Source organism: Plantactinospora sp. ZYX-F-223 (assembly GCF_039649625.1).
GTDB lineage: Bacteria > Actinomycetota > Actinomycetes > Mycobacteriales > Micromonosporaceae > Plantactinospora.
Genome location: NZ_JBDJAV010000015.1, coordinates 168106 through 186957, shown reverse-complemented (window position 1 = coordinate 186957; position 18852 = coordinate 168106). Strand labels below are relative to the sequence as shown.

17 protein-coding genes, 1 tRNA gene and 1 other RNA gene are annotated in these 18852 nt (G+C 69.8%); 14 read left to right on the top strand and 5 right to left on the bottom strand.

All coding sequences use genetic code 11. The features are described from left to right. Window positions 1–63: 63 nt before the first annotated feature. The gene (locus AAH979_RS17525) at window positions 64–834 is read right to left on the bottom strand and encodes a hypothetical protein (protein WP_346259157.1); all 771 of its coding nucleotides are present in this window, start codon (window positions 832–834) and stop codon (window positions 64–66) included. Window positions 835–1216: 382 nt separating this feature from the next. On the opposite strand from AAH979_RS17525, the gene AAH979_RS17520 reads away from it, so the two are divergent. Further along, on the top strand, window positions 1217–2530 hold the full coding sequence (locus tag AAH979_RS17520; protein ID WP_346259156.1) for a hypothetical protein: 1314 nt from the start codon (window positions 1217–1219) through the stop codon (window positions 2528–2530). A 17-nt stretch (window positions 2531–2547) separates the two neighbouring features. Here the strand turns inward: AAH979_RS17520 and AAH979_RS17515 are convergent, their stop codons facing one another. Further along, window positions 2548–3450 (bottom strand): aminoglycoside phosphotransferase family protein, encoded by a 903-nt coding sequence (locus AAH979_RS17515; protein ID WP_346259155.1) that lies wholly within the window; start codon window positions 3448–3450, stop codon window positions 2548–2550. Window positions 3451–3660: 210 nt separating this feature from the next. Between AAH979_RS17515 and cutA the strand changes: the two genes are divergently transcribed. Further along, window positions 3661–4008, top strand: a complete 348-nt coding sequence (gene cutA, locus AAH979_RS17510) for a divalent-cation tolerance protein CutA (protein ID WP_346259154.1) — start codon at window positions 3661–3663, stop codon at window positions 4006–4008. 121 nt (window positions 4009–4129) lie between these two features. On the opposite strand, the gene AAH979_RS17505 is transcribed toward cutA, so the two are convergent. Further along, window positions 4130–4214: transfer RNA gene (locus AAH979_RS17505), tRNA-Ser, on the bottom strand. An 84-nt stretch (window positions 4215–4298) separates the two neighbouring features. Here AAH979_RS17505 and ffs point away from each other — a divergent pair. From ffs to AAH979_RS17450, 11 genes are all read left to right on the top strand, one after another. Beyond that, an RNA gene (gene ffs / locus AAH979_RS17500) (signal recognition particle sRNA small type) lies at window positions 4299–4388 on the top strand. Between the two features lie 237 nt (window positions 4389–4625). Then, a complete protein-coding gene (locus AAH979_RS17495; protein ID WP_346259153.1) occupies window positions 4626–7139 on the top strand; it encodes a DNA polymerase III subunit gamma and tau in 2514 nt (837 codons plus the stop codon). A 242-nt stretch (window positions 7140–7381) separates the two neighbouring features. Beyond that, window positions 7382–7798, top strand: a complete 417-nt coding sequence (locus AAH979_RS17490) for a DUF2752 domain-containing protein (RefSeq protein WP_346259152.1) — start codon at window positions 7382–7384, stop codon at window positions 7796–7798. Window positions 7799–7840: 42 nt separating this feature from the next. Beyond that, complete coding sequence (locus AAH979_RS17485; RefSeq protein ID WP_346259151.1) at window positions 7841–8260, top strand: RDD family protein; 420 nt, start codon at window positions 7841–7843, stop codon at window positions 8258–8260. Window positions 8261–8376: 116 nt separating this feature from the next. Then, window positions 8377–8685 (top strand): YbaB/EbfC family nucleoid-associated protein, encoded by a 309-nt coding sequence (locus AAH979_RS17480; RefSeq protein ID WP_239312288.1) that lies wholly within the window; start codon window positions 8377–8379, stop codon window positions 8683–8685. A gap of 11 nt (window positions 8686–8696) precedes the next feature. Further along, window positions 8697–9290, top strand: a complete 594-nt coding sequence (recR, locus tag AAH979_RS17475) for a recombination mediator RecR (RefSeq protein ID WP_130465496.1) — start codon at window positions 8697–8699, stop codon at window positions 9288–9290. A gap of 450 nt (window positions 9291–9740) precedes the next feature. Continuing rightward, a complete protein-coding gene (locus AAH979_RS17470; RefSeq protein ID WP_346259150.1) occupies window positions 9741–11408 on the top strand; it encodes an ABC transporter substrate-binding protein in 1668 nt (555 codons plus the stop codon). A gap of 113 nt (window positions 11409–11521) precedes the next feature. Beyond that, window positions 11522–12526: an ABC transporter permease gene (locus AAH979_RS17465; RefSeq protein ID WP_318396895.1), complete on the top strand. Its 1005-nt coding sequence runs from the start codon at window positions 11522–11524 to the stop codon at window positions 12524–12526. Between the two features lie 159 nt (window positions 12527–12685). Further along, window positions 12686–13663, top strand: coding sequence for an ABC transporter permease (locus tag AAH979_RS17460; protein WP_346259149.1), 978 nt, complete (start codon window positions 12686–12688; stop codon window positions 13661–13663). 6 nt (window positions 13664–13669) lie between these two features. Next, the gene (locus AAH979_RS17455; protein WP_346259148.1) at window positions 13670–14797 is read left to right on the top strand and encodes an ABC transporter ATP-binding protein; all 1128 of its coding nucleotides are present in this window, start codon (window positions 13670–13672) and stop codon (window positions 14795–14797) included. Further along, a complete protein-coding gene (locus AAH979_RS17450; protein WP_346259147.1) occupies window positions 14794–15915 on the top strand; it encodes an oligopeptide/dipeptide ABC transporter ATP-binding protein in 1122 nt (373 codons plus the stop codon). The genes AAH979_RS17455 and AAH979_RS17450 overlap by 4 nt, the downstream gene beginning before the upstream one ends. Before the next feature lie 118 nt (window positions 15916–16033). On the opposite strand, the gene AAH979_RS17445 is transcribed toward AAH979_RS17450, so the two are convergent. Beyond that, the gene (locus AAH979_RS17445) at window positions 16034–16906 is read right to left on the bottom strand and encodes an SRPBCC domain-containing protein (protein WP_346259146.1); all 873 of its coding nucleotides are present in this window, start codon (window positions 16904–16906) and stop codon (window positions 16034–16036) included. Between AAH979_RS17445 and AAH979_RS17440 the strand changes: the two genes are divergently transcribed. Then, window positions 16897–18234, top strand: coding sequence for a transposase (locus AAH979_RS17440; RefSeq protein ID WP_346259145.1), 1338 nt, complete (start codon window positions 16897–16899; stop codon window positions 18232–18234). The two genes, AAH979_RS17445 and AAH979_RS17440, sit on opposite strands and share 10 nt — an antisense overlap. Here AAH979_RS17440 and AAH979_RS17435 read toward each other — a convergent pair. Further along, window positions 18231–18785 carry a helix-turn-helix domain-containing protein gene (locus AAH979_RS17435; RefSeq protein WP_346259144.1) on the bottom strand — a complete coding sequence of 185 codons (555 nt, stop codon included), beginning with the start codon at window positions 18783–18785 and terminating at the stop codon, window positions 18231–18233. The genes AAH979_RS17440 and AAH979_RS17435 overlap by 4 nt on opposite strands. Between the last annotated feature and the right edge of the window lie 67 nt (window positions 18786–18852).

Genomic DNA, 18852 nt, shown 5'->3' with positions numbered 1-18852 from the left:
CTAGCGAGCGGAGCCGGAACGATCCTCGGCCCTGCCCCTTCGCCCTCGGCTGGGGCGGTCACGTCAGCGTCTTTTCTTCACCCTTGACCTGAGGAAGACTAGCCGACGACGGCGAGGATATCTAGTACTTCGCACATAGATTTCCTCGGAGCGCGCGGACAGCTCTCCGCCTGCCGTCGCGGTAGGTGCGTCGACCCGCACCATGACCTGTAGGCACGGTGGGTGCGGGTCGACATGCGACCAGGTGCAGGCCGGATGCTCGTGTCCGACCAGCCAGACCCAGAGACCCGCCTCGTCCTCGTGGATGGCGTTGCGGTGGATCCGGGACAGGGTCATCTCCAGGTACGTCCCGAGCCGCGCCGTGGCGCAGTGCGACCACTCGCCGGGGGCGAGCCGGAGCAGGGTGCCGACCGGCGGGTCCGGGATTTCGGCGGCGGGGCCGGCGGTAGGGGGTGGCTCGGTCATCGCCACTCCCGGTACCGGCGCCAGCGGCGGCCGTCCCACCGGTAGTCGCGGGGGTATACCGGCCAACGCCTGAGCCGCCACCAGCGGCAGAGCCAGCTCAGCATTGCTGCCCCATCCGGTACAGCCGTCGCTGTCCGTAGGTGAGCAGGGGCAGGCCGAGGAGGAACGTCGGGTCGTGCCAGGTGTGGGCGGGCTGGCTGGGTCGGGACCGATCTCGTGGTCGGGGGTGTCGCGCTGACGGCGGGCCATTTCGAGTACCCGCTGACGTGCCGCTTCCGCCTCGGCCGCGTCCTGCTCACGCGCCAGCCGCTCGACCTCGGCCGTCAATTTGTCGCGGCGGTACGCCCGCCACCGTTGCCACAGCTTCACGCTGACCTCCTCGGTTGGTGGGGGCGCGGCGGCCGGGCCCGACCCGACACCGACCGCCGCACCCGGTCGAAGGGCGGCCGGGACCGGTGAAGGGGAAGACACCGGCCCCGGCCGGGATGTGACGCGCGGCCGGAGGCTGAAGAGTTCGCGTTCGTCACATCCAGCTCAGAATCGGGATTCGCCCCGCTGGTCGGCCGCTCCTTCCGACGAAAACTCGCTGGACTCAGCGTGGCGAGAATCGATGGGCGTGGGCAGGGCGCATCCGGGGGCGCAAATGTGCAAGATGGTCTGAGGTGTGCGTCTGCGTCGGCCGGAAGGAGGGCGAGCATTGCCAGGCACGTCGCCCAACGATCAACTCGCAGACGTCATGCGAAGTGCTGGCATGTCGAACAAGGCGCTTGCCCGCGCGGTACGTGAGCTGTCCGGACGGGCTGGCACTCCGGTCAACTGCGATCACACCTCCGTGAGCCGTTGGCTTGCCGGCATGCGGCCGAGAGACAAGACGGCCCGCCTCATAGCCGAGGTGCTCGGCATCAAACTGGCACGCCCGGTCTCGCTCGCGGACATCGGCATCGGCGAGCCGGAGTCTGTCGACAGCAGCCTGGGAACGGCCTACAGCGACAGCGTGAGTGATGCGATCCGTGTGCTTGAAAGGTTGTGGCAAGCCGATCTTGATGGGGTGCGAACTCTCGTCACCGCTCCCACCGACGATCGTGTCTGGTCTGATTCCTCGCTTAGTTGGCTCGTTAGGCCGAGCGCAGAGGTAATCGAGGAGCGGTCGGGAGGATCACGTATCGGCGCATCCGACGTCGCAGCGGTTCGCGCCACCTGTGATCTCTTCGCCCAACTGGATGAACGCTTCGGCGGTGGTCACGCCCGCCGTGCGCTCATCCAGTACCTTCGCTCGGATGTCGCCGCTCTTCTCTCGGGGTGTTACAGCGAGACGGTTGGTCGGCAGTTGCACGCGACGGTTGCGCAGACCGCATTGCTCGCTGCGTGGATGTCGTACGACGCGGGCCTTCATGGCCTGGCTCAGCGCTACTTCGTCCAAGCGCTGCGGCTCGCCCAGTCGGCCGACGACGTACTGCTTGCCGGAGGCATCCTCGACGCCATGAGCCACCAGGCCACCTACCTGGCCAGACCACGGGAAGCCGCGAACCTGGCGCGGGCCGCCAGGAGTGGGACACGCGGCTGCGCGACCGCGACCCTGACCGCGCACTTCCACATCATGGAGGCGCGGGCCCTCGCCGCCGGTGGGGATGCGTCTGGGGCCCAACAGGGTCTTGCCCGGGCCGTGGAGTTGTTCGAGAAGAGCCGGCCCGAGGACGATCCGCAGTGGATCCGATACTTCGACGACTCTGAACTGGCGTCCGAGTTCAGCCACACCTTCGCCGACCTCCGGCGTGGCAACGACGTCGTTGCGAGTGCAAGGCGATACCTCGCCTCGGGCGGGGGATCGGTTCGGACGACGTTCTTTGTGACCATGAAGCTTGCCGGTGGCTTCCTCGATCTCGGCGAAATCGAGGAAGCGTGCCGTACCGTCCGGCAGGCCCTCGACCTTGGCTCGCAACTCAAGTCGGCGCGTTGCGCGGAGTACGTCCGGCAGTTCCGCGCCCGCGCGACCGAGTTCGCTGGAGACCCCACCTATCGTGATCTCGCAGAGAGCGCGGTGGGACATCGATTGTGGGGCCGTTGAGCGGCCGGGGAAGGCTGCTAGAACGGCTGCCAGTCCCGGTGCCCGGTTCCCGTCCGCAGGGTGGCGAGCCGCTTCGTCAGTTCGTTCATCGCCTTCGGATCGTGGGACGCGTTCTGAGCGAGCCACGCCACCATGATCAGCTCACGCAGGTCCGCAAGCGTCCGGTAGCAGTCTGACTGGAGCAAGTCGTAACCGTACGCCTCGGCGAACTCCTGGTATTCCTCCAGGCTGTGCCAGCCATACCGTTCGTAGTACATCGCCGTGAGCACGAGATCCCACTCGCGTGGCCCGTAGCCGAACCCGTCCAGATCCGCCAAGACCGCTTGTCTGTCCCGACCCCGGAGCAGGTTCCCGACGTTGGCGTCGCCATGGACGACTCCGCTCGGGAGTTCGAACGTCAGGGCCTGGTAGGCCGAACCAAGTTCTGTGCAACGAGCGCGGAGGAAGAAGCGATCATCCTCGGTAAGGCCGGTGAGCCTGGCGATGCGCCGCCGGGCGCTGATGACAGGATCTAGCGGGGGCATCGACAGTTCTGCGGGGAGCGTGAGGCTGTGCAGTCGGCGAAGAATTTCACCCAACTGCGCAGTCGTTCCGTACGTCTCGGTGTCGGCTGCTGATTCCCAGAGGACGACCACCCGGCCCTGCGCCAGGATCGGCTGTGGTACCTGGAGGGCACGGATGACCGGGATGCCTTCTGTGTCGAGCCAGCGGGAGATGGCAATCTCGCGTTTGGTGCCGGGTAGGCGTGCTTCCGAGCGTGCCACGCGCGCGACGATGGGATCCCGGCGTAGGCGGAAGACCGCGTTCTCCCCGATGCGGACCAGTTCGGCGCCGGCAGGGTCAAGGCCGACCGAGAGGCAGGCTTCAACCAGAGCCGCACGACCGTTGCGATGATCCAGAGGGGCAAGAGTGGCGTTCACGGTCCCCGTCTTCCGTTAGCTCTCGGTCGCCACGGCGTGTGGAGGCGTCTCCCATGACATCTTCTCCGACAGGTCGCCCTCGTGTCTTGCCGGACGGCACGTCAGCGCAGCGGCCGAGACGCCAACTCCATGACCTGGATCGGAGGCAGATCGATCGGTAGATGTCGACGGAGTCTCGGATGGCTGCGGGCATGCGAGCTAGCTCTGCTTGTGACCGACTTCATCGAGGTGGCCACAGCGACCGAGACCCGAGAGGCGGCGGTGGCTCTCGCCGAGCACGTCGTAGGGATGAGGCTGACCGGCAGCGCGCAGATCACCGGGCCAGTTACCAGCGTCTTCTGGCACCTCGGCCAGCAGGGGACGGGAGAGGAGTGGCGCCTCGTGCTCCTCACCACCGCCGACCGCTATCCGGAGTTGGAGGCGACGCTGTTGGCGCGGCATCCCTGGGACAATCCGCAGGTGACGGCTACCTCGATCGTGGTGGGGGCAGCGTCGTACCTGCGCTGGCTCTCCGAGTCCATCGCCGACCGGCCGGCAGGTCCCACGCCGTCGGTCTAGCCCTGGCAGAGCCGTACATCTCGGTCGCGCTGTAAAGCTTCGGCCCACCATCGATCGCGCAGACGCCTGATGCCGATCCCCAAACAGGGATCGGCATCGACGTTTCTGCTGCTCAGGCGAGCGGAGGATACGAGATTCGAACTCGTGAGGGTGTGAACCCAACACGCTTTCCAAGCGTGCGCCCTAGGCCTCTAGGCGAATCCTCCGTCCGACAGGATACAGGCTCCCCGCCGTACGCCCACCCCGCCGGTCCCCCGAAGCCCCGCCGCCCGGCCGGGTACACTTGGCGGTACCCCCCGTGTGGCGTCACCTCGTGAACCTCCCCAGGGCCGGAAGGCAGCAAGGATAAGCGAGCTCTGGCGGGTGCACGGGGGGCCTTGTCTTCCCCCGGAGCGTCCCCGAGCAGGCCCTGACCGGGCCCGAGGACGCCAACCCGACCCCACCCGGCCCGGCCGCACCCGGTCGACACGCCATCCGCCCCATGATCGACCCGGGTCCACCGCCCACCACCCGGACCCGCATGATCGACGTGGAAATCGTCGGGCGCGCGTGACAACCTGGCACTCGGCAGCGCGGCGCCGGGTGGAGAATGGCCCGGTCGAGAGGAGGCGGGACGAGTGGCACTGGCGCTCTACCGCAAGTACCGGCCCCGCACGTTCGCCGAGGTGATCGGCCAGGAGCACGTCACAGAACCGCTGTCCCAGGCGTTGCGTACCGGTCGGTTGAACCACGCCTACCTCTTCTCCGGCCCGCGTGGCTGCGGCAAGACCTCCAGCGCCCGGATCCTGGCCCGCTCGCTCAACTGCGAGCAGGGACCGACCCCGGAGCCCTGCGGGGTCTGCGACTCCTGCAAGAGCCTGGCGACCGACGGGGCCGGCTCGATCGACGTGATCGAGATCGACGCGGCCAGCCACGGTGGCGTGGACGACGCCCGCGAACTGCGCGAACGCGCCTTTTTCGCGCCCGCCAGCAGCCGGTTCAAGATCTATGTGATCGACGAGGCGCACATGGTCTCGACCCAGGGCTTCAACGCCCTGCTCAAGCTGGTCGAGGAGCCGCCGGAGTACGTCAAGTTCATCTTCGCCACCACCGAGCCGGAGAAGGTCCTCGGCACGATCAAGTCCCGGACGCATCATTACCCGTTCCGGCTGATCCCGCCGGGCGTGCTCCGCCCCTACCTGGAGCAGCTCGCCTCGGCCGAGGGCGTCAAGATCGAGCCGGCGGTCTTCCCGCTCGTGGTCCGGGCCGGTGGCGGCAGCGCCCGGGACTCGCTCTCGGTGCTCGACCAGCTCATCGCGGGTGCCGGCCCGGAGGGGGTCAGCTATTCCCGCGCGGTGGCCCTGCTCGGGGTGACCGACGCCGCTCTGATCGACGAGATGTGCGACGCGCTGGCCGCCGGGGACGGCGCCGCCGCGTACGCCACCATCGACCGGGTCGCCGAGGCCGGGCACGATCCCCGCCGGTTCGCCTCCGACCTGCTCGAACGGCTCCGTGACCTGATCGTCATGCGCCAGGTGCCGGACGCGGTCGCCAAGGGCCTGATCGACGGTCCGGCCGACCAGATCGAGCGGATGGCCGCCCAGGCCGAACGGCTCGGCCCCGCCACCCTGTCCCGCTGCGCCGACATCGTGCACAACGGCCTGGTCGAGATGCGCGGCACCACCGCCCCCCGGCTGCTGCTCGAACTGATCTGCGCCCGGATGCTGCTCCCCGGTGCCGAGGACTCCACCGGCAGCCTGCTGCAACGCCTCGAACGCATGGAGCGCCGGCTCACCCTCTCCGGCGACGCGGCCCCGCCGGCCGCCCCGGTCCGCGCACCGGCCGCCGCCGTAGACCCGGGCCCGTCGCCCGCAACCACTCCCGCACCGCAGGCCGCCGCCAGCGCCGCACCGGTCGCGCCTCCTCGGGAGGTACGCGAAGCCACCGCACCCGGGCCTAGCCAGGCGCCTGCCGGACCGGCCGGGCAGCACCCGGCCGCCCCGGAGCCACCGGCCCGGCGTCCGGTGCCCCCGGAGGCGGTGATGCCCGACCCGGCCACCCCGGATCCGGTGCCGGCCGGTGCCGAGCCGACGGGCGACGTGGACGCTGCCGCCGTACGCCGGGTCTGGGGCGAGGTCGTCGGCATGGTCAACCGCACCAACAAGCGGATCGCCGCCCTGATGCGCGACGCGGTCGTACGCGACCTCGACGGCGACACCTTGGTGCTGACCGTCAAGTCCCCGGTACTCGCCCAGATGCTCGCCAACGCCTCCGGCGTGCTCACCGACGCCCTCTACGAGGAGCTGGGCGGGCGTTGGCAGATCCGTTGCGAGGTGGCCGGCGAGCAGCGCGGACCGGCGCCGACCGCCCCGCCCCGGCAGTCGACCGGCAGCGGCGCGGCCACGAACAGCGTCCCGCCCAGGGGCGGTGGCAACGGCTCGGCTCAGTCCGGCCGGGGTGCGACCGGTGGACGGGAGCGCACGACCGGTGGATCCGGCTCGGGCAGCGCGGGCGGCTCGGCGGCCAGCGCCGATGACGACGACTGGCCGGAACCGGCCCGACCCGGTGGTGCCGCGCCGAGCGGAGCGGCCGACGAGGACTGGCCGGAGCCGGCCCCGCCCGGGGGTACCGGTTTTGCCCCCGCGACCGGCTCGCCGGCCGGCGCCTCCTCCTCGCCGGGTGGCTCCGGCACGCCGACCGGCGCCAGCAGCCCGACCGGTGGTGCCGGCAGCCGTACCAACGGCACCGCCGCACCGAGCGGCACCGGTGCTGCGGCCGCCGGTCACGGCGCCGGCAGCGACGGAGTCGGCAAGCCGAACGGTGGGCGTACCAATCCTGGTGCGGGCGGTGGCGCGGTCAGTTCCGGGCTCGCGGCGGCCCGGGCAGCGGCGGCCGGCCGTGCCCCGAAACCCGCCCCGGCGCCGGAGCGGACCGCGGACCGGGACTGGGCCGGTGAGCCGCCCTACGACCCCGAATACGACGGCCCGCGCCCCTCGGCGGGGATCGGCTACGAGGGCTTCGACCCGGGCGACGAACCCCTCGACGAGGTGATCGACGAGCGGACCGCCCGGCAGACCAGTGAGCAGCAGGCGGTGCAGTTGTTGCAGCAGACCCTCGGCGCGGAACGGATCGGCGAGGTCGACCTCAAGTAAGCGTCGACCTCAAGTAACCCCAGCCCGAACGATGCCACCGACGGCGACGAGTCGCTCGGGCGGCTTGCCGGCGTCGTCCTCGGATCGTCTTCACCGGCCGGACGACCCCGGGCCTGACCGGCTGGTCAATCGGCTACCGGAACTCGACCGTCCGCTCTCGGCGTCCGCCGGAAAACGGGAGGACGGGACGATCGACGATCTTCTAACATCGGTCGCCCATCCCCGTTTTCTGTGATTTTCCTGTGAGTGTGGTGCGCGAGTTCTCGGTACCTGAGCGGCTCGGCGTGTTCGGTCTGGGTGTGGCGGTCGCCGCGACGGCGTGGCCGTACCTGACCGACGCGACCGGCCTGGGCCTGCCGTGCCCGCTGCGCTCGCTGACCGGCGTGCCGTGTCCGGGCTGTGGCCTGACCACGGCGGCGGTCGCACTGGTCCGGGGTGACCTGGCCGGCGCGGTGGCGGCCAATCCGATGATCGTCGGCCTGGCAGTGCTCACGGCCGCCGTGCCGCCGCTGCTCCTCCTGCGGGCGTCCGGCGTACTGCCGCCACCAGCGCGCTGGCCCGACCGGGCGCGGCGGCGTACGGGGTGGGGCGTGAGCCTGCTCGCCGGCGCCAGTTGGCTGTTCCAGCTACACCGGCTCGGCCTCGTCGGCCTCGGCTGAGCCGCGTTCCTTCTTCGCACCCTTCGTTTCGAGGAGCACTACTTGAAGTACACCAGTTGGGGGCCGCGGTTCGGCGCCCACGTCATCGACCAGATCGTCGTCCTGCCGCTCTACATCGTCGCTGCGTTCTTCGACCGCTCGGGCGTGGACCCGCAGACGGGCGAGGTCACCGGTGAGGGCCCGCTCTATTGGGCGTTCGTGGCGCTCGCGTTCGCGCTCTGGGGTTACAACCGGTGGTACATGACGGGCAAGACCGGGCAGAGTTGGGGCAAGCGGGCGCTGGCCATCCGGCTGATCGACCTCGGGGCCGGGCAGCCGATCGGCGCCGGCAAGGCGTTCCTCCGCGATCTGGCGCACTTCGTCGACGGCATCATCTGCTACATCGGCTACCTCTTCCCGCTCTGGGACGCCAAGAGGCAGACCATCGCCGACAAGATCATGAAGACCGTGGTCGTGGGCTGAGTCGACGCGCCGGCCGGTCGCGGGCCGTCGAACCGCCCGCAGCCGGCCGGACTAGGCTGGACGCGACCAGTTTCCGCAACCGAGGAGTCGCCGTGCGCCCGGGTGGACAGCCCAACCTGCAACAGATGATGAAGCAGGCGCAGAAGATGCAGCAGCAGCTCGCCGCCGCGCAGGCGGAGCTGGCCGAGGCGGAGCTGACCGGTACGGCCGGGGGCGGGCTGGTCACCGTGACCATCTCCGGCGCCGGCGAGGTCAAGGCCATCAAGATCGACCCGAAGGCGGTCGACCCGGAGGACGTGGAGACCCTGGAGGATCTCGTACTCGCGGCCGTGCACAACGCCCACGACGAGGTGCGCAAGCTGACCGAGGAGAAGATGGGCCCGGTCACCGGCGGCATGGGCGGCCTCGGCCTGCCCGGTTTCTGAGCAACCCCGCGATGTACGAGGGTGCCATCCAGGATCTGATCGACGAGTTGGGGCGCCTGCCGGGGGTCGGTCCCAAGAGCGCCCAGCGGATCGCGTTCCACGTGCTCTCGGCTGATCCGGCCGACGTCACCCGGCTGGCCACCGCGCTGCGCCGGGTCAAGGAACTGGTGCGGTTCTGCACCGTCTGCTACAACGTCGCCGAGTCCGAGCAGTGCCGGGTCTGCCGGGACCCACGCCGTACCGAAGAGGTGCTCTGCGTGGTCGAGGAGCCCAAGGACGTGGTGGCGATCGAGCGGACCGGCGAGTTCCGGGGCCGCTACCACGTGCTCGGCGGCGCGATCAATCCGCTGGAGGGCGTCGGCCCGGACAACCTGCGGATCCGGGAGCTGCTGGCCCGGCTCGGCACGGGCTCGGTCCGCGAGCTGATCCTGGCCACCGACCCGAACACCGAGGGCGAGGCCACCGCCACCTACCTGGCGCTGATGGTCAAGCCGATGGGCATCTCGGTGACCCGGCTCGCCAGCGGTCTGCCGGTCGGCGGCGACCTGGAGTACGCCGACGAGATTACCCTGGGCCGCGCCTTCGAGGGCCGCCGCGCCGTCTGACCTGCCGCCTGACCCTGCCGCGTGGTCCTGCCGTCCGGCGCCTCACCGGGGCCGACGCCTCGCCACCCACTCCGGGCCGACGCCTCGCCACCCACTTCCGGGTCGGCGCCTCGCCGCCGTTCAATACCGGCCCGGCCGCCCCTTGTTCAGCCTCCCGAACAGCGCGGTTCAACCACGGTTCAGATCCGTTACCGACCCCGCTGTCCGTCTGACATCGGTCGTGATCCACCCGACAGGCGATGTAACAAATTCGCATAGTCAGATCCGGACAAACGCCCCGATTGTCGACCATGCGCGACGCTCTGTCGCTGGTGTCATGACGGTAAAGACACGATCCGGTACCAACCCATTCGCGGCCCGTTTCCGCCCGGTCCGCCCGACGGCTAATGTCTCGCCATCGGTGGCCCCCGTCACCGCGTTTGTCGTATCCACAGGACGAGGTGAAGCACCATGCGTGCACCAAGACCGAAGGTCGCCATCGCGGCCGTAGCGGTCGCGGCCCTCGCGGTAGCCGGCTGTGCCGAGAGCGACCGCGGCGATTCGGGCGCAAGCCAGAAGGACACCCTGGTCTTCGGCGTGGCCGGCGACCCGAAGGTGCTCGACCCCAGCCTCGCCAGTGACGGCGAGTCGCTGCGGGTGGCCCGTCAGGTCTTCGAGACGCTGGTCCGCCCCGAGGAGGGCGGCACCAAGATCACGCCGGGCCTGGCCGAGAGCTGGACCCCGGACGCGACCGGCACCGTCTGGACCTTCAAGCTCCGCTCAGGCGTGAAGTTCCACGACGGCACGGACTTCAACGCCGAAGCGGTCTGCGTCAACTTCAACCGCTGGTACAACGCCAAGGGTCTGATGCAGAGCCCGGACGTCACGCCGTACTGGCAGGACGTGATGGGTGGCTTCGCCGCCAACGAGCGGACCGACCTGCCGCCGAGCCTCTTCAAGTCCTGCACGCCGAAGGACGCGACCACCGTCGATCTCGCCTTCACCCGCGTCTCCAGCAAGGTTCCGGCCGCGCTGATGCTGCCGTCGTTCTCCATCCACAGCCCGAAGGCGCTGGAGCAGTACCAGGCCAGCACCATCGGCGGTAGCGCCGACAACATCCAGTACCCGTCGTACGCGATGGAGCACCCGACCGGCACCGGGCCGTTCAAGTTCAAGTCCTGGGACATCGCCAACAAGACGCTGACCCTGGAGCGGAACGAGGAATACAGCGGCGCGCAGAAGGCCAAGCTGAAGACCCTCATCTTCAAGACCATCTCGGACGAGAACGCCCGGAAGCAGGCGCTGCGCTCCGGCGACATCCAGGGCTACGACCTGGTCGGTCCGGCGGACGTCGAGCCGTTGAAGAGCGAGGGCTTCAACATGCTGACCCGCCCGGCGTTCAACATCCTCTACCTGGCGATGAACCAGAACGGCGGCAACCCGAAGCTCAAGGACATCCGGGTCCGGCAGGCGATCGCGCACGCCCTGAACCGGCAGGCGCTGGTCGACTCGAAGCTGCCCCCGGGGGCCAAGGTCGCCACCCAGTTCATGCCGGACACCGTGGAGGGCTGGAACCCGCAGGTCACCACGTACGACTACAACGTGGAGAAGGCCAAGCAGCTCCTTGCCGAGGCCGGCGCCAGCAACCTGACGCTGCGGTTCCACTACCCGACCGAGGTCACCCGGCCGTACATGCCGAACCCGAAGGACCTCTTCGAGCTGCTCTCGGCGGACCTCCAGGCGGTCGGCATCAAGATCCAGCCGATCCCGCTGAAGTGGACCCCGGACTACCTCAACGCCACCAGCACGGGTACCGCGCACGACCTGCACTTCCTGGGCTGGACCGGTGACTACGGCGACGGCTACAACTTCATCGGCACCATGTTCGACCGGCAGAAGCCGGAGTGGGGCTTCAACAACCCGGCGCTCTTCGAACTGTTCAAGAAGGCCGACACCACCGCGGACGCCACCGCCCGGTACGAGCTCTACAAGGAGCTCAACGCCGAGGTCATGAAGTTCCTGCCGGGTGTGCCGATCTCGCACTCGCCGCCGGCGATCGTGTTCGGTAAGGACGTGACCGGCGTCAAGGCGAGCCCGCTCACCGACGAGCGGTTCGCCACCGCCGAGTTCAAGTCCTGACATAGAGAAAGGGACCGCGGGCGGGCGCGCCCTGATCCCGGCCGGTGGACCCCGGTCGGAGGTCAGCCCAGCGCCCGCCCGCGCGACCCTCCGCACCCCGCCAGAGGCCGCCCGTGTTCCGGTTCATCGTCAGACGCCTGTTGCAGCTGATACCCGCGCTCTTCGGGCTCTCCATCCTGTTGTTCATCTGGCTGCACCGGCTGCCCGGCGGCCCGGAGACCGCGATCCTCGGTGAGCGCGGCACCCCGGAGATGCGCGCCGCGATCCGGGACAACCTCGGGCTGGACGAGCCGATCCTGGTGCAGTACGGCCGGTTCATGCAGCGCATGTTCCGGCTCGACCTGGGCACCTCGATCTCCACCAAGCGCGAGGTGACCACCGAGTTCCTGCAACGCTTCCCGGGTACCGTCGAACTGGCCGCGACCGCGATGATCATCGCGATCGCGGTCGGCATCCCGCTCGGCTACCTCGCCGCCCGCCGTCGCGGCCGGCTCCTCGACCACGCCTCGGTGGCCGGATCGCTGGTCGGGGTCTGCATCCCGGTCTTCTTCCTGGCGTACGTGCTCAAGGCGATCTTCGCCGAGAACCTGCACCTCTTCCCGGCCAGCGGCCGGCAGGACCCGACCATCGACGCGACCCGGATCACCAACTTCTTCGTCCTCGACGGACTGCTCACCCGCGAGTGGGACGCGGCCATCGACGCGCTCTGGCACCTGGTCCTGCCCGGCCTCGCCCTGGCCAGCATCCCGCTGGCGATCATCGTCCGGATCACCCGGGCGAGCGTGCTGGAGGTGCTCGGCGAGGACTTCGTCCGGACCGCCGAGGCCAAGGGCCTGACCGAGCGGGTCGTACGCCGGCGGCACGTGCTGCGCAACGCGATGCTGCCGGTGGCCACCACGATCGGCCTGCTCACCGGCGGTCTGCTCTCCGGCGCGGTGCTCACCGAGACCGTCTTCGCGTTCAGCGGGATCGGGGCGTTCATCGCCGATTCGATCAGCCAGCGGGACTATCCGGTGCTGATGGGCTTCATCATGATCATTGCAGTGCTCTTCGTACTGGTGAACCTGCTGGTCGACCTCTCGTACAGCCTGATCGACCCGAGGGTGCGTGTCCGATGAGGACGCCGCCGCAGCGCGTGAGCACCGTAATCGTGAACGGATGGTGGGCCCGGTGAGCGCGAGGAGTGAGCGTTCCGGGGCGGCTCGCGTGGGACGCGGTCGCGCCGGAATGCGAGTAGAGCTTGCGAGCCCCGCGGTCGCGAACGAAGGGTGGCGCAGGTGACGATCACCGAACGGGCCAGGAAGAAGGCCGAGAAGCTCGACCGGCTCGGCGAACTCTCCGCGGCCCGCGACGAGGAGCGCGGCGTCAGCCTCTGGCAGGAGGCGTTCCGCCGGCTCCGGCGCAACCCGGCGGCCATCGTCGGCGCCGTCGTGCTCGGCATCTTCCTGCTGGTCGCGATCGTCGGGCCGTTCTTCGTGCCGTACGGGCCGACCGACACCGTCGGGATCCGGGAGGGCCTGGTCAAGTCGGGCCAGGGCATCATCCCCGGCCCCTCCGGCGACCACTGGCTCGGCTTCGACCACCAGGGACGGGACGAGTTCAGCCGGCTGATCGTCGGAGCCCGGCAGACCCTGCTGGTCGGCGTGGTCTCCACGCTGATCGGTCTGGCGATCGGCGCCCTGGTCGGCGGCGTCGCCGGTGCCGCCGCCGGGCTCGGCGGGCGCTGGGGGCGGTGGGTCGACACCACGCTGATGCGGATCGTCGACATGATGCTGGCGCTGCCCAGCCTGCTGCTGGCGGTCAGCATCGCGGCACTGCTCGGCGCCAGCCTGACCACCGTGATGATCGCGGTCGGCGTGGTCTCGGTGCCGGTCTTCGCCCGGCTGCTGCGCGGCGCGATGATCGCCCAGGCCAACAGCGACTACGTGCTCGCCGCGACCTCACTCGGGGTACGCCGATCGAAGATCGCGCTCGGCCACGTGCTGCCGAACTCGCTGGCCCCGGTCATCGTGCAGGCCACGCTGACCCTGGCCACCGCGATCATCGAGGCGGCCGCCCTCTCCTTCCTCGGCCTCGGCAACCCGGACACGGCGATACCGGAGTGGGGCGTGATGCTCGCCGACGCGCAGCCGTACCTGGGCATCCGGCCGGCGCTGGCGATCTATCCGGCGGTGGCGATCATCATCACCGCGCTGGGCTTCACCCTGCTCGGTGAGGCGATGCGCGAGGCCCTCGACCCGAAGCTGCGGAAGTGATCTGTCATGGCACTGCTTGATGTGGACGATCTCTCCGTCACGTTCCGACAGCGCGGGAAGCGTACGGTGCGGGCGGTCGACGGGGTCTCGTTCTCGGTGAACGCGGGCGAGGTCGTCGGCCTGGTCGGCGAGTCCGGCTGCGGCAAGAGCGTGACCTCGCTGGCGCTGATGGGACTGCTTCCCAAGCAGCCCGGGATCACGGTGGAGGGCCGGGCCGACTTCGACGGCACCGACCTGCTCCGGGTCGACCAGCGGGCGATGCGGGACATCCGGGGTCGGGACGTCGCGATGATCTTCCAGGACCCGCTCTCCTCGCTCAACCCGGTCATCCCGATCGGCCGGCAGGTGACCGAGGTGTTGGCCCGGCATCGTGGGCTGGGCGGCGACGCGGCCCGCAAGGAGGCCGCCGAACTGCTGGACCGGGTCGGCATCCCGGACCCGAACCGGCGGCTCAAGGAATATCCGCACCAGCTCTCCGGCGGGATGCGCCAGCGGGCGCTGATCGCGATCGCGGTGGCCTGCCGGCCCCGGCTGCTGATCGCCGACGAGCCCACCACGGCGCTCGACGTGACCATCCAGGCGCAGATCCTGGAACTGCTCAAGGATCTGGTACGCGACTCCGGCACCGCCCTGGTGATGATCACCCACGACCTGGGTGTGGTCGCCGGGATGTGCGACACCGTCAACGTGCTGTACGCCGGCCGGGTGGTGGAGACCGCCCGCCGCAAGCCGCTCTTCGCCGAGCCGAGGCACCCGTACACGGTGGGTTTGCTCGGGTCGATCCCTCGGCTGGACGCGGGGCGGGGCGAACGGCTCTCCCCGATCCGCGGCTCGGTCCGGGACGTACTGCCCTGGGCCGACGGCTGCGCCTTCGCGCCCCGCTGCGACCGGCAGATCGAGGCATGCCTCGGCCAGCCGCCGCAGCTCGCGCTGACCCACACCGACCGGACGTACCGGTGTGTCAACCCGGTGCCGCCGCCCGGTGCGGCGGCACCCCCGCCCGCCTCGCCGAGCAGGGCGGAGCCGGCGGCGGAGGGGGTGGTTCCGGCGCAGGCGACGGCGGCCGAGGACGTGCCGGTACCGGTGGAGGAGCAGGCGAAGCTGCCCGCCCCGCGCGAGGAGGAGTCGGCATGACCGACGTGAAGGTCACCGGGCAGTCCGCGAACCTGGTCGAGGTCCGGGATCTCAAGGTGCACTTCCCGATCACCCGGGGCGTGATCTTCGACCGGGTCGTCGGGCATGTCAAGGCGGTGGACGGGGTCGACCTGACCATCCCGCGCGGCAAGACGTACGGGCTGGTCGGCGAGTCCGGCTGCGGCAAGTCGACGCTCGGCCGGGCACTGCTCCAGTTGACCCGGCCGACGAGCGGGCAGGTGAACTTCGACGGTGTCGAGCTGACCGGACTGCCGCCGAACCGGCTCCGGGCGATGCGCCGCCGGATGCAGATGATCTTCCAGGATCCGATGTCCAGCCTGGACCCCCGGCAGAACGTCGAGTCGATCCTGGTCGAGGGTTTGCAGGCGCACGGGATCGGCGCCGACCGGGCCGCCCGGCGGGACATCATCGCCAGGACGCTGGACGCGGTCGGGCTGCCGAAGTGGGCGCTGTCCCGCTATCCGCACGAGTTCTCCGGCGGGCAGCGGCAGCGCATCGGCATCGCCCGGGCCCTGGTGCTCGGTCCCGAGCTGATCGTCGCCGACGAGCCGGTCTCGGCGCTGGACGTGTCGATCCAGGCCCAGGTGGTGAACCTGCTCGACGAACTCCAGGACGAGCTGGGGCTGACCTATCTGGTGATCGCGCACGACCTGGCGGTGGTCCGACACATCTCCGACGTGGTCGGTGTGATGTATCTCGGCGCGCTGGTCGAGGAGGCGCCGAGCGACCGGCTCTACCGGGAGCCGCTGCACCCGTACACCCGGGCGCTGATGTCGGCGGTGCCGGTGCCGGACCCGGAGGTGGAGGACCGCCGGGAGCGGATCCTGCTCGCCGGTGACCTGCCCTCGCCGGCCAACCCGCCGGCCGGCTGCCGGTTCCACACCCGCTGCCCGTGGGCGCAGCCGACCAGGTGTGCCGACGAGCGGCCGGTGCTGCGCCAGATCGGCGAGAGCCGGGTGGCCTGCCACTGGGCGGAGCAGATCGCCAGCGGCGAGATCCGGCCGCACAAGGTGACCGCGCAGATCGTCCGGCCGGAGGACGAGGGCGAGACGCCCGGCGTCGTCTCCGCGCCGAGCGAGCCGGGCTCGTTCGTCTAGTGCGTCCCGCGGCCGGAAGGGTCGCCCGCCGGCAGCGTGCTGGTGGGGCTCCCGGTTCCCGGACGTGCCTGTGCCGCCGAACCCGTACGACGGTTCGGCGGCACAGGCGGCCGGATTGTCAGCTCTCGGCGTGCGCCTCGGCCGGTACGTTGTCGGTCGGCTCGTAGAGCCAGATCGGGCGCCAGTCGGCCAGCTCGTGGTAGCGGCGCAGCTCGGCGACCCCGCTGAGCCACCCGGTCCAGGCCGCGTACGGCGGCTGGTCGAAGCCGCTCTGCACGAAGGAGAGCTTCGTCTTGCCCCCGCTGCCCTCCAGCTCCCAGCTCGCCACCCCGGCCGGCCCCCAGTCGACGGTCATCGCCTTGCCGGGGGTCAGGTCCAGCACCTTCGCCGGGTTGGGGTTGTTGTCGAAGCCGCCCATCGCGTAGCGGCCGCCGACGAAGGGCTCGATCCCGATCGGGTAGCCGAACCACTCGCTGGCCTTGGCCGAGTCGGTCAGCGACTCGAAGAGCGCCTCGGGGGAGGCGTCGATGAGGACCTCGTCGCGCAGCGTCGCCGAGGTGAAGTCGGTCCTCGGGGTGAGCGGCCGTCCCTCGACGTGGTCGACGAGGTTCGCGATCGCCAGCGACCAGTACGTCTGGAGCACGCCCCGGATGCTCGCGCCGGTCATCACGTCCTGGAAGCTCCAGTGGGTCTGCGAGAGCGCGATGATCGTGGAGTCCGGGCTCTCCTCGGTGAGGGTGATCTCGGTGGTGGTCTCCTCGCCGTCCAGTAGCCAGCCGAACCGGAGGCTGTGCTCGCCGATGTCGCGCAGGCGCTGGTGCGGGGCGTCGCCCTCGGGGACGTGCCGGCCCCAGAACTCGTACCGGTGCGGCAGCTCGACCTCGGCGTGGTCGGCGAGCCAGACGCGCAGCTCGGCGGCGTCGGTCAGGGCGTGCCAGACGGTCTTGACCGGTGCGGCGGCGCGGGCGCGGAGGGTCAGCGGTGCGGTCATCGAGAGCCGCCCGAGAAGCCCCTGGCTTCAGCCATGGGGAGGAAAGGGCGGTCGGGCGTGGTGTTGGTTTTCGGCATGGCGTCGACTCCTCTGTGTGGGCGAAACTGTCGGATGTAGCTGGGATGGTTGTGGGTGTGGGCGAGACGGTGCGGTACACCTACCGGTTGCGTCCCGGCGCGACTGCGGAGGCTGCGCTGGCGGTGGAGTGGGGGCGGTGTCGCTGGTTGTGGAACGAGGCCGTCCACCAGTACAAGACCGGTCGCAAACCCACCTTCCGCAAGCTGTCGAAGCTGCTGACCGAGGCGCGGGTCCGCTCGTCGTGGTTGCGGGACGGGTCTCAGGTCGCGCAGCAGCAGACGTTGCGTACCTACGCTCTGGCCCTCCAGCACTCCTTCAGGGTGAAGGGACGGGGCCGGCCGAGACCGAAGCGGCGCAAGGACAGCCTGCCCAGCCTGGAATACACGGTACGTGGGTTCTCGATCCGCGACCGTCGGCTGCGGCTGCCCGGCGGCGTCAGGATTCCGGTCGTCTGGTCGCGCGAGCTGCCGTCCGATCCGAGCAGTGTCCGGGTCTACCAGGACTCGCTCGGGCACTGGTACGCCTCCTTCGTCGTCCGCCGTGACGCCACACCCGTCCCCGATGCCGAGGGGGCGATCGGTGTCGACTGGGGTGTCACCGCGACTGCGACGACCACCGACCCGGCCTACGATCTGCCGTACCTCGGCCACCGGAAACGGTGTGCCGCCGAGCTTGCCAAACTCCAGCGCCGGATGGCCCGCCGTCGGCGCCCACGGGGTGTGAAGCCGTCGAGCGGCTACCTGCGGGCCAAGCGGCAGGCGGCGAAGCTGGCCAGGAAGGCGGCCCGGCAGAACATCCACGACGCCCGCGTCTGGGCGAAGAAGATCGTCGACAACCATGCGACAATCGCGGTCGAGGACTTCAAGCCCACATTCCTGACCAAATCCCGGATGGCCCGCAAGGCTGCTGATGCGGCGATTGGTGCGGCGAAGCGGGAACTGGTTGACCGTGGCTTGCGGGCGGGCCGGAGGGTGGTGTTGGTGCCGCCCGCCTACACCACGATGACCTGCTCGCAGTGCGGTACGAGAGCCAAGCACCGCCTCGGGCTGGGTGTCAGAGTCTTCCGGTGCGACACCTGCGGATACACCGCCTGCCGCGACCGGAACGCCGCGAGGACGATCCTCGCCACGGCAGAGCGCGACCGTGCTGGTGCCGACGACGTGAGACATGCGATCACCTCCTTCCGGAACGGTGGCCTCGTGCGGTCTGAGCCAGAAATCCCCCGGCTTCCAGCCGTGGGGAAGCGTTAAGTGGTGCCTCCATGTGGGTAACAGGCGACGGCGAGCTTGAAGGCGTCGCCTTCGGCTCCGCCGTAGCGGGTGAACAGCTCTTGCAGTGCGGTCTGTAGGTCGGTGAGGAACTGCTGGCGTTGTTCGGCCGGCACCCGGATCTCGCCGGAGACGCCGATCGACGGCAGCTCCGGAGCGGTCCGGTCCAGGGCGGCGATGTCGGCCTGGACCTCCTCCATCAGGTTGAGCAGGTAGCCGAGGCTCATCTCGTCCTGCGCCTTGCGCAGCCCGAGCCGGCCGACCAGCCGGGGCGAGAGCCAGTACGACCGGGCGCTCGCCTGGTAGATGCCCTCGGAGATGCCCCGCACTTTCCGCTCGGAGACCTGGTCGACGAGGCCGGCGTCGACCAGGCGCTTGACGTGGTAGTAGACCCGTTGCGGGGTCTGGCCGAGCTGGTTCGCCACCTCGGTGCAGGTGTGCGGCTCGGCGAGTTGCCGCAGCACCTCGATGCGCTGCGGCTTGAGCAGGGTCTCGGCCTGCTCGATCTGCTCCAGGTACATCACGTCTCTCATAGCGAAAACAATCCTGTACGTAAAACAAGATTTTGTCAATCGAGCATGCGAAGGCGGAGCAGGTCTC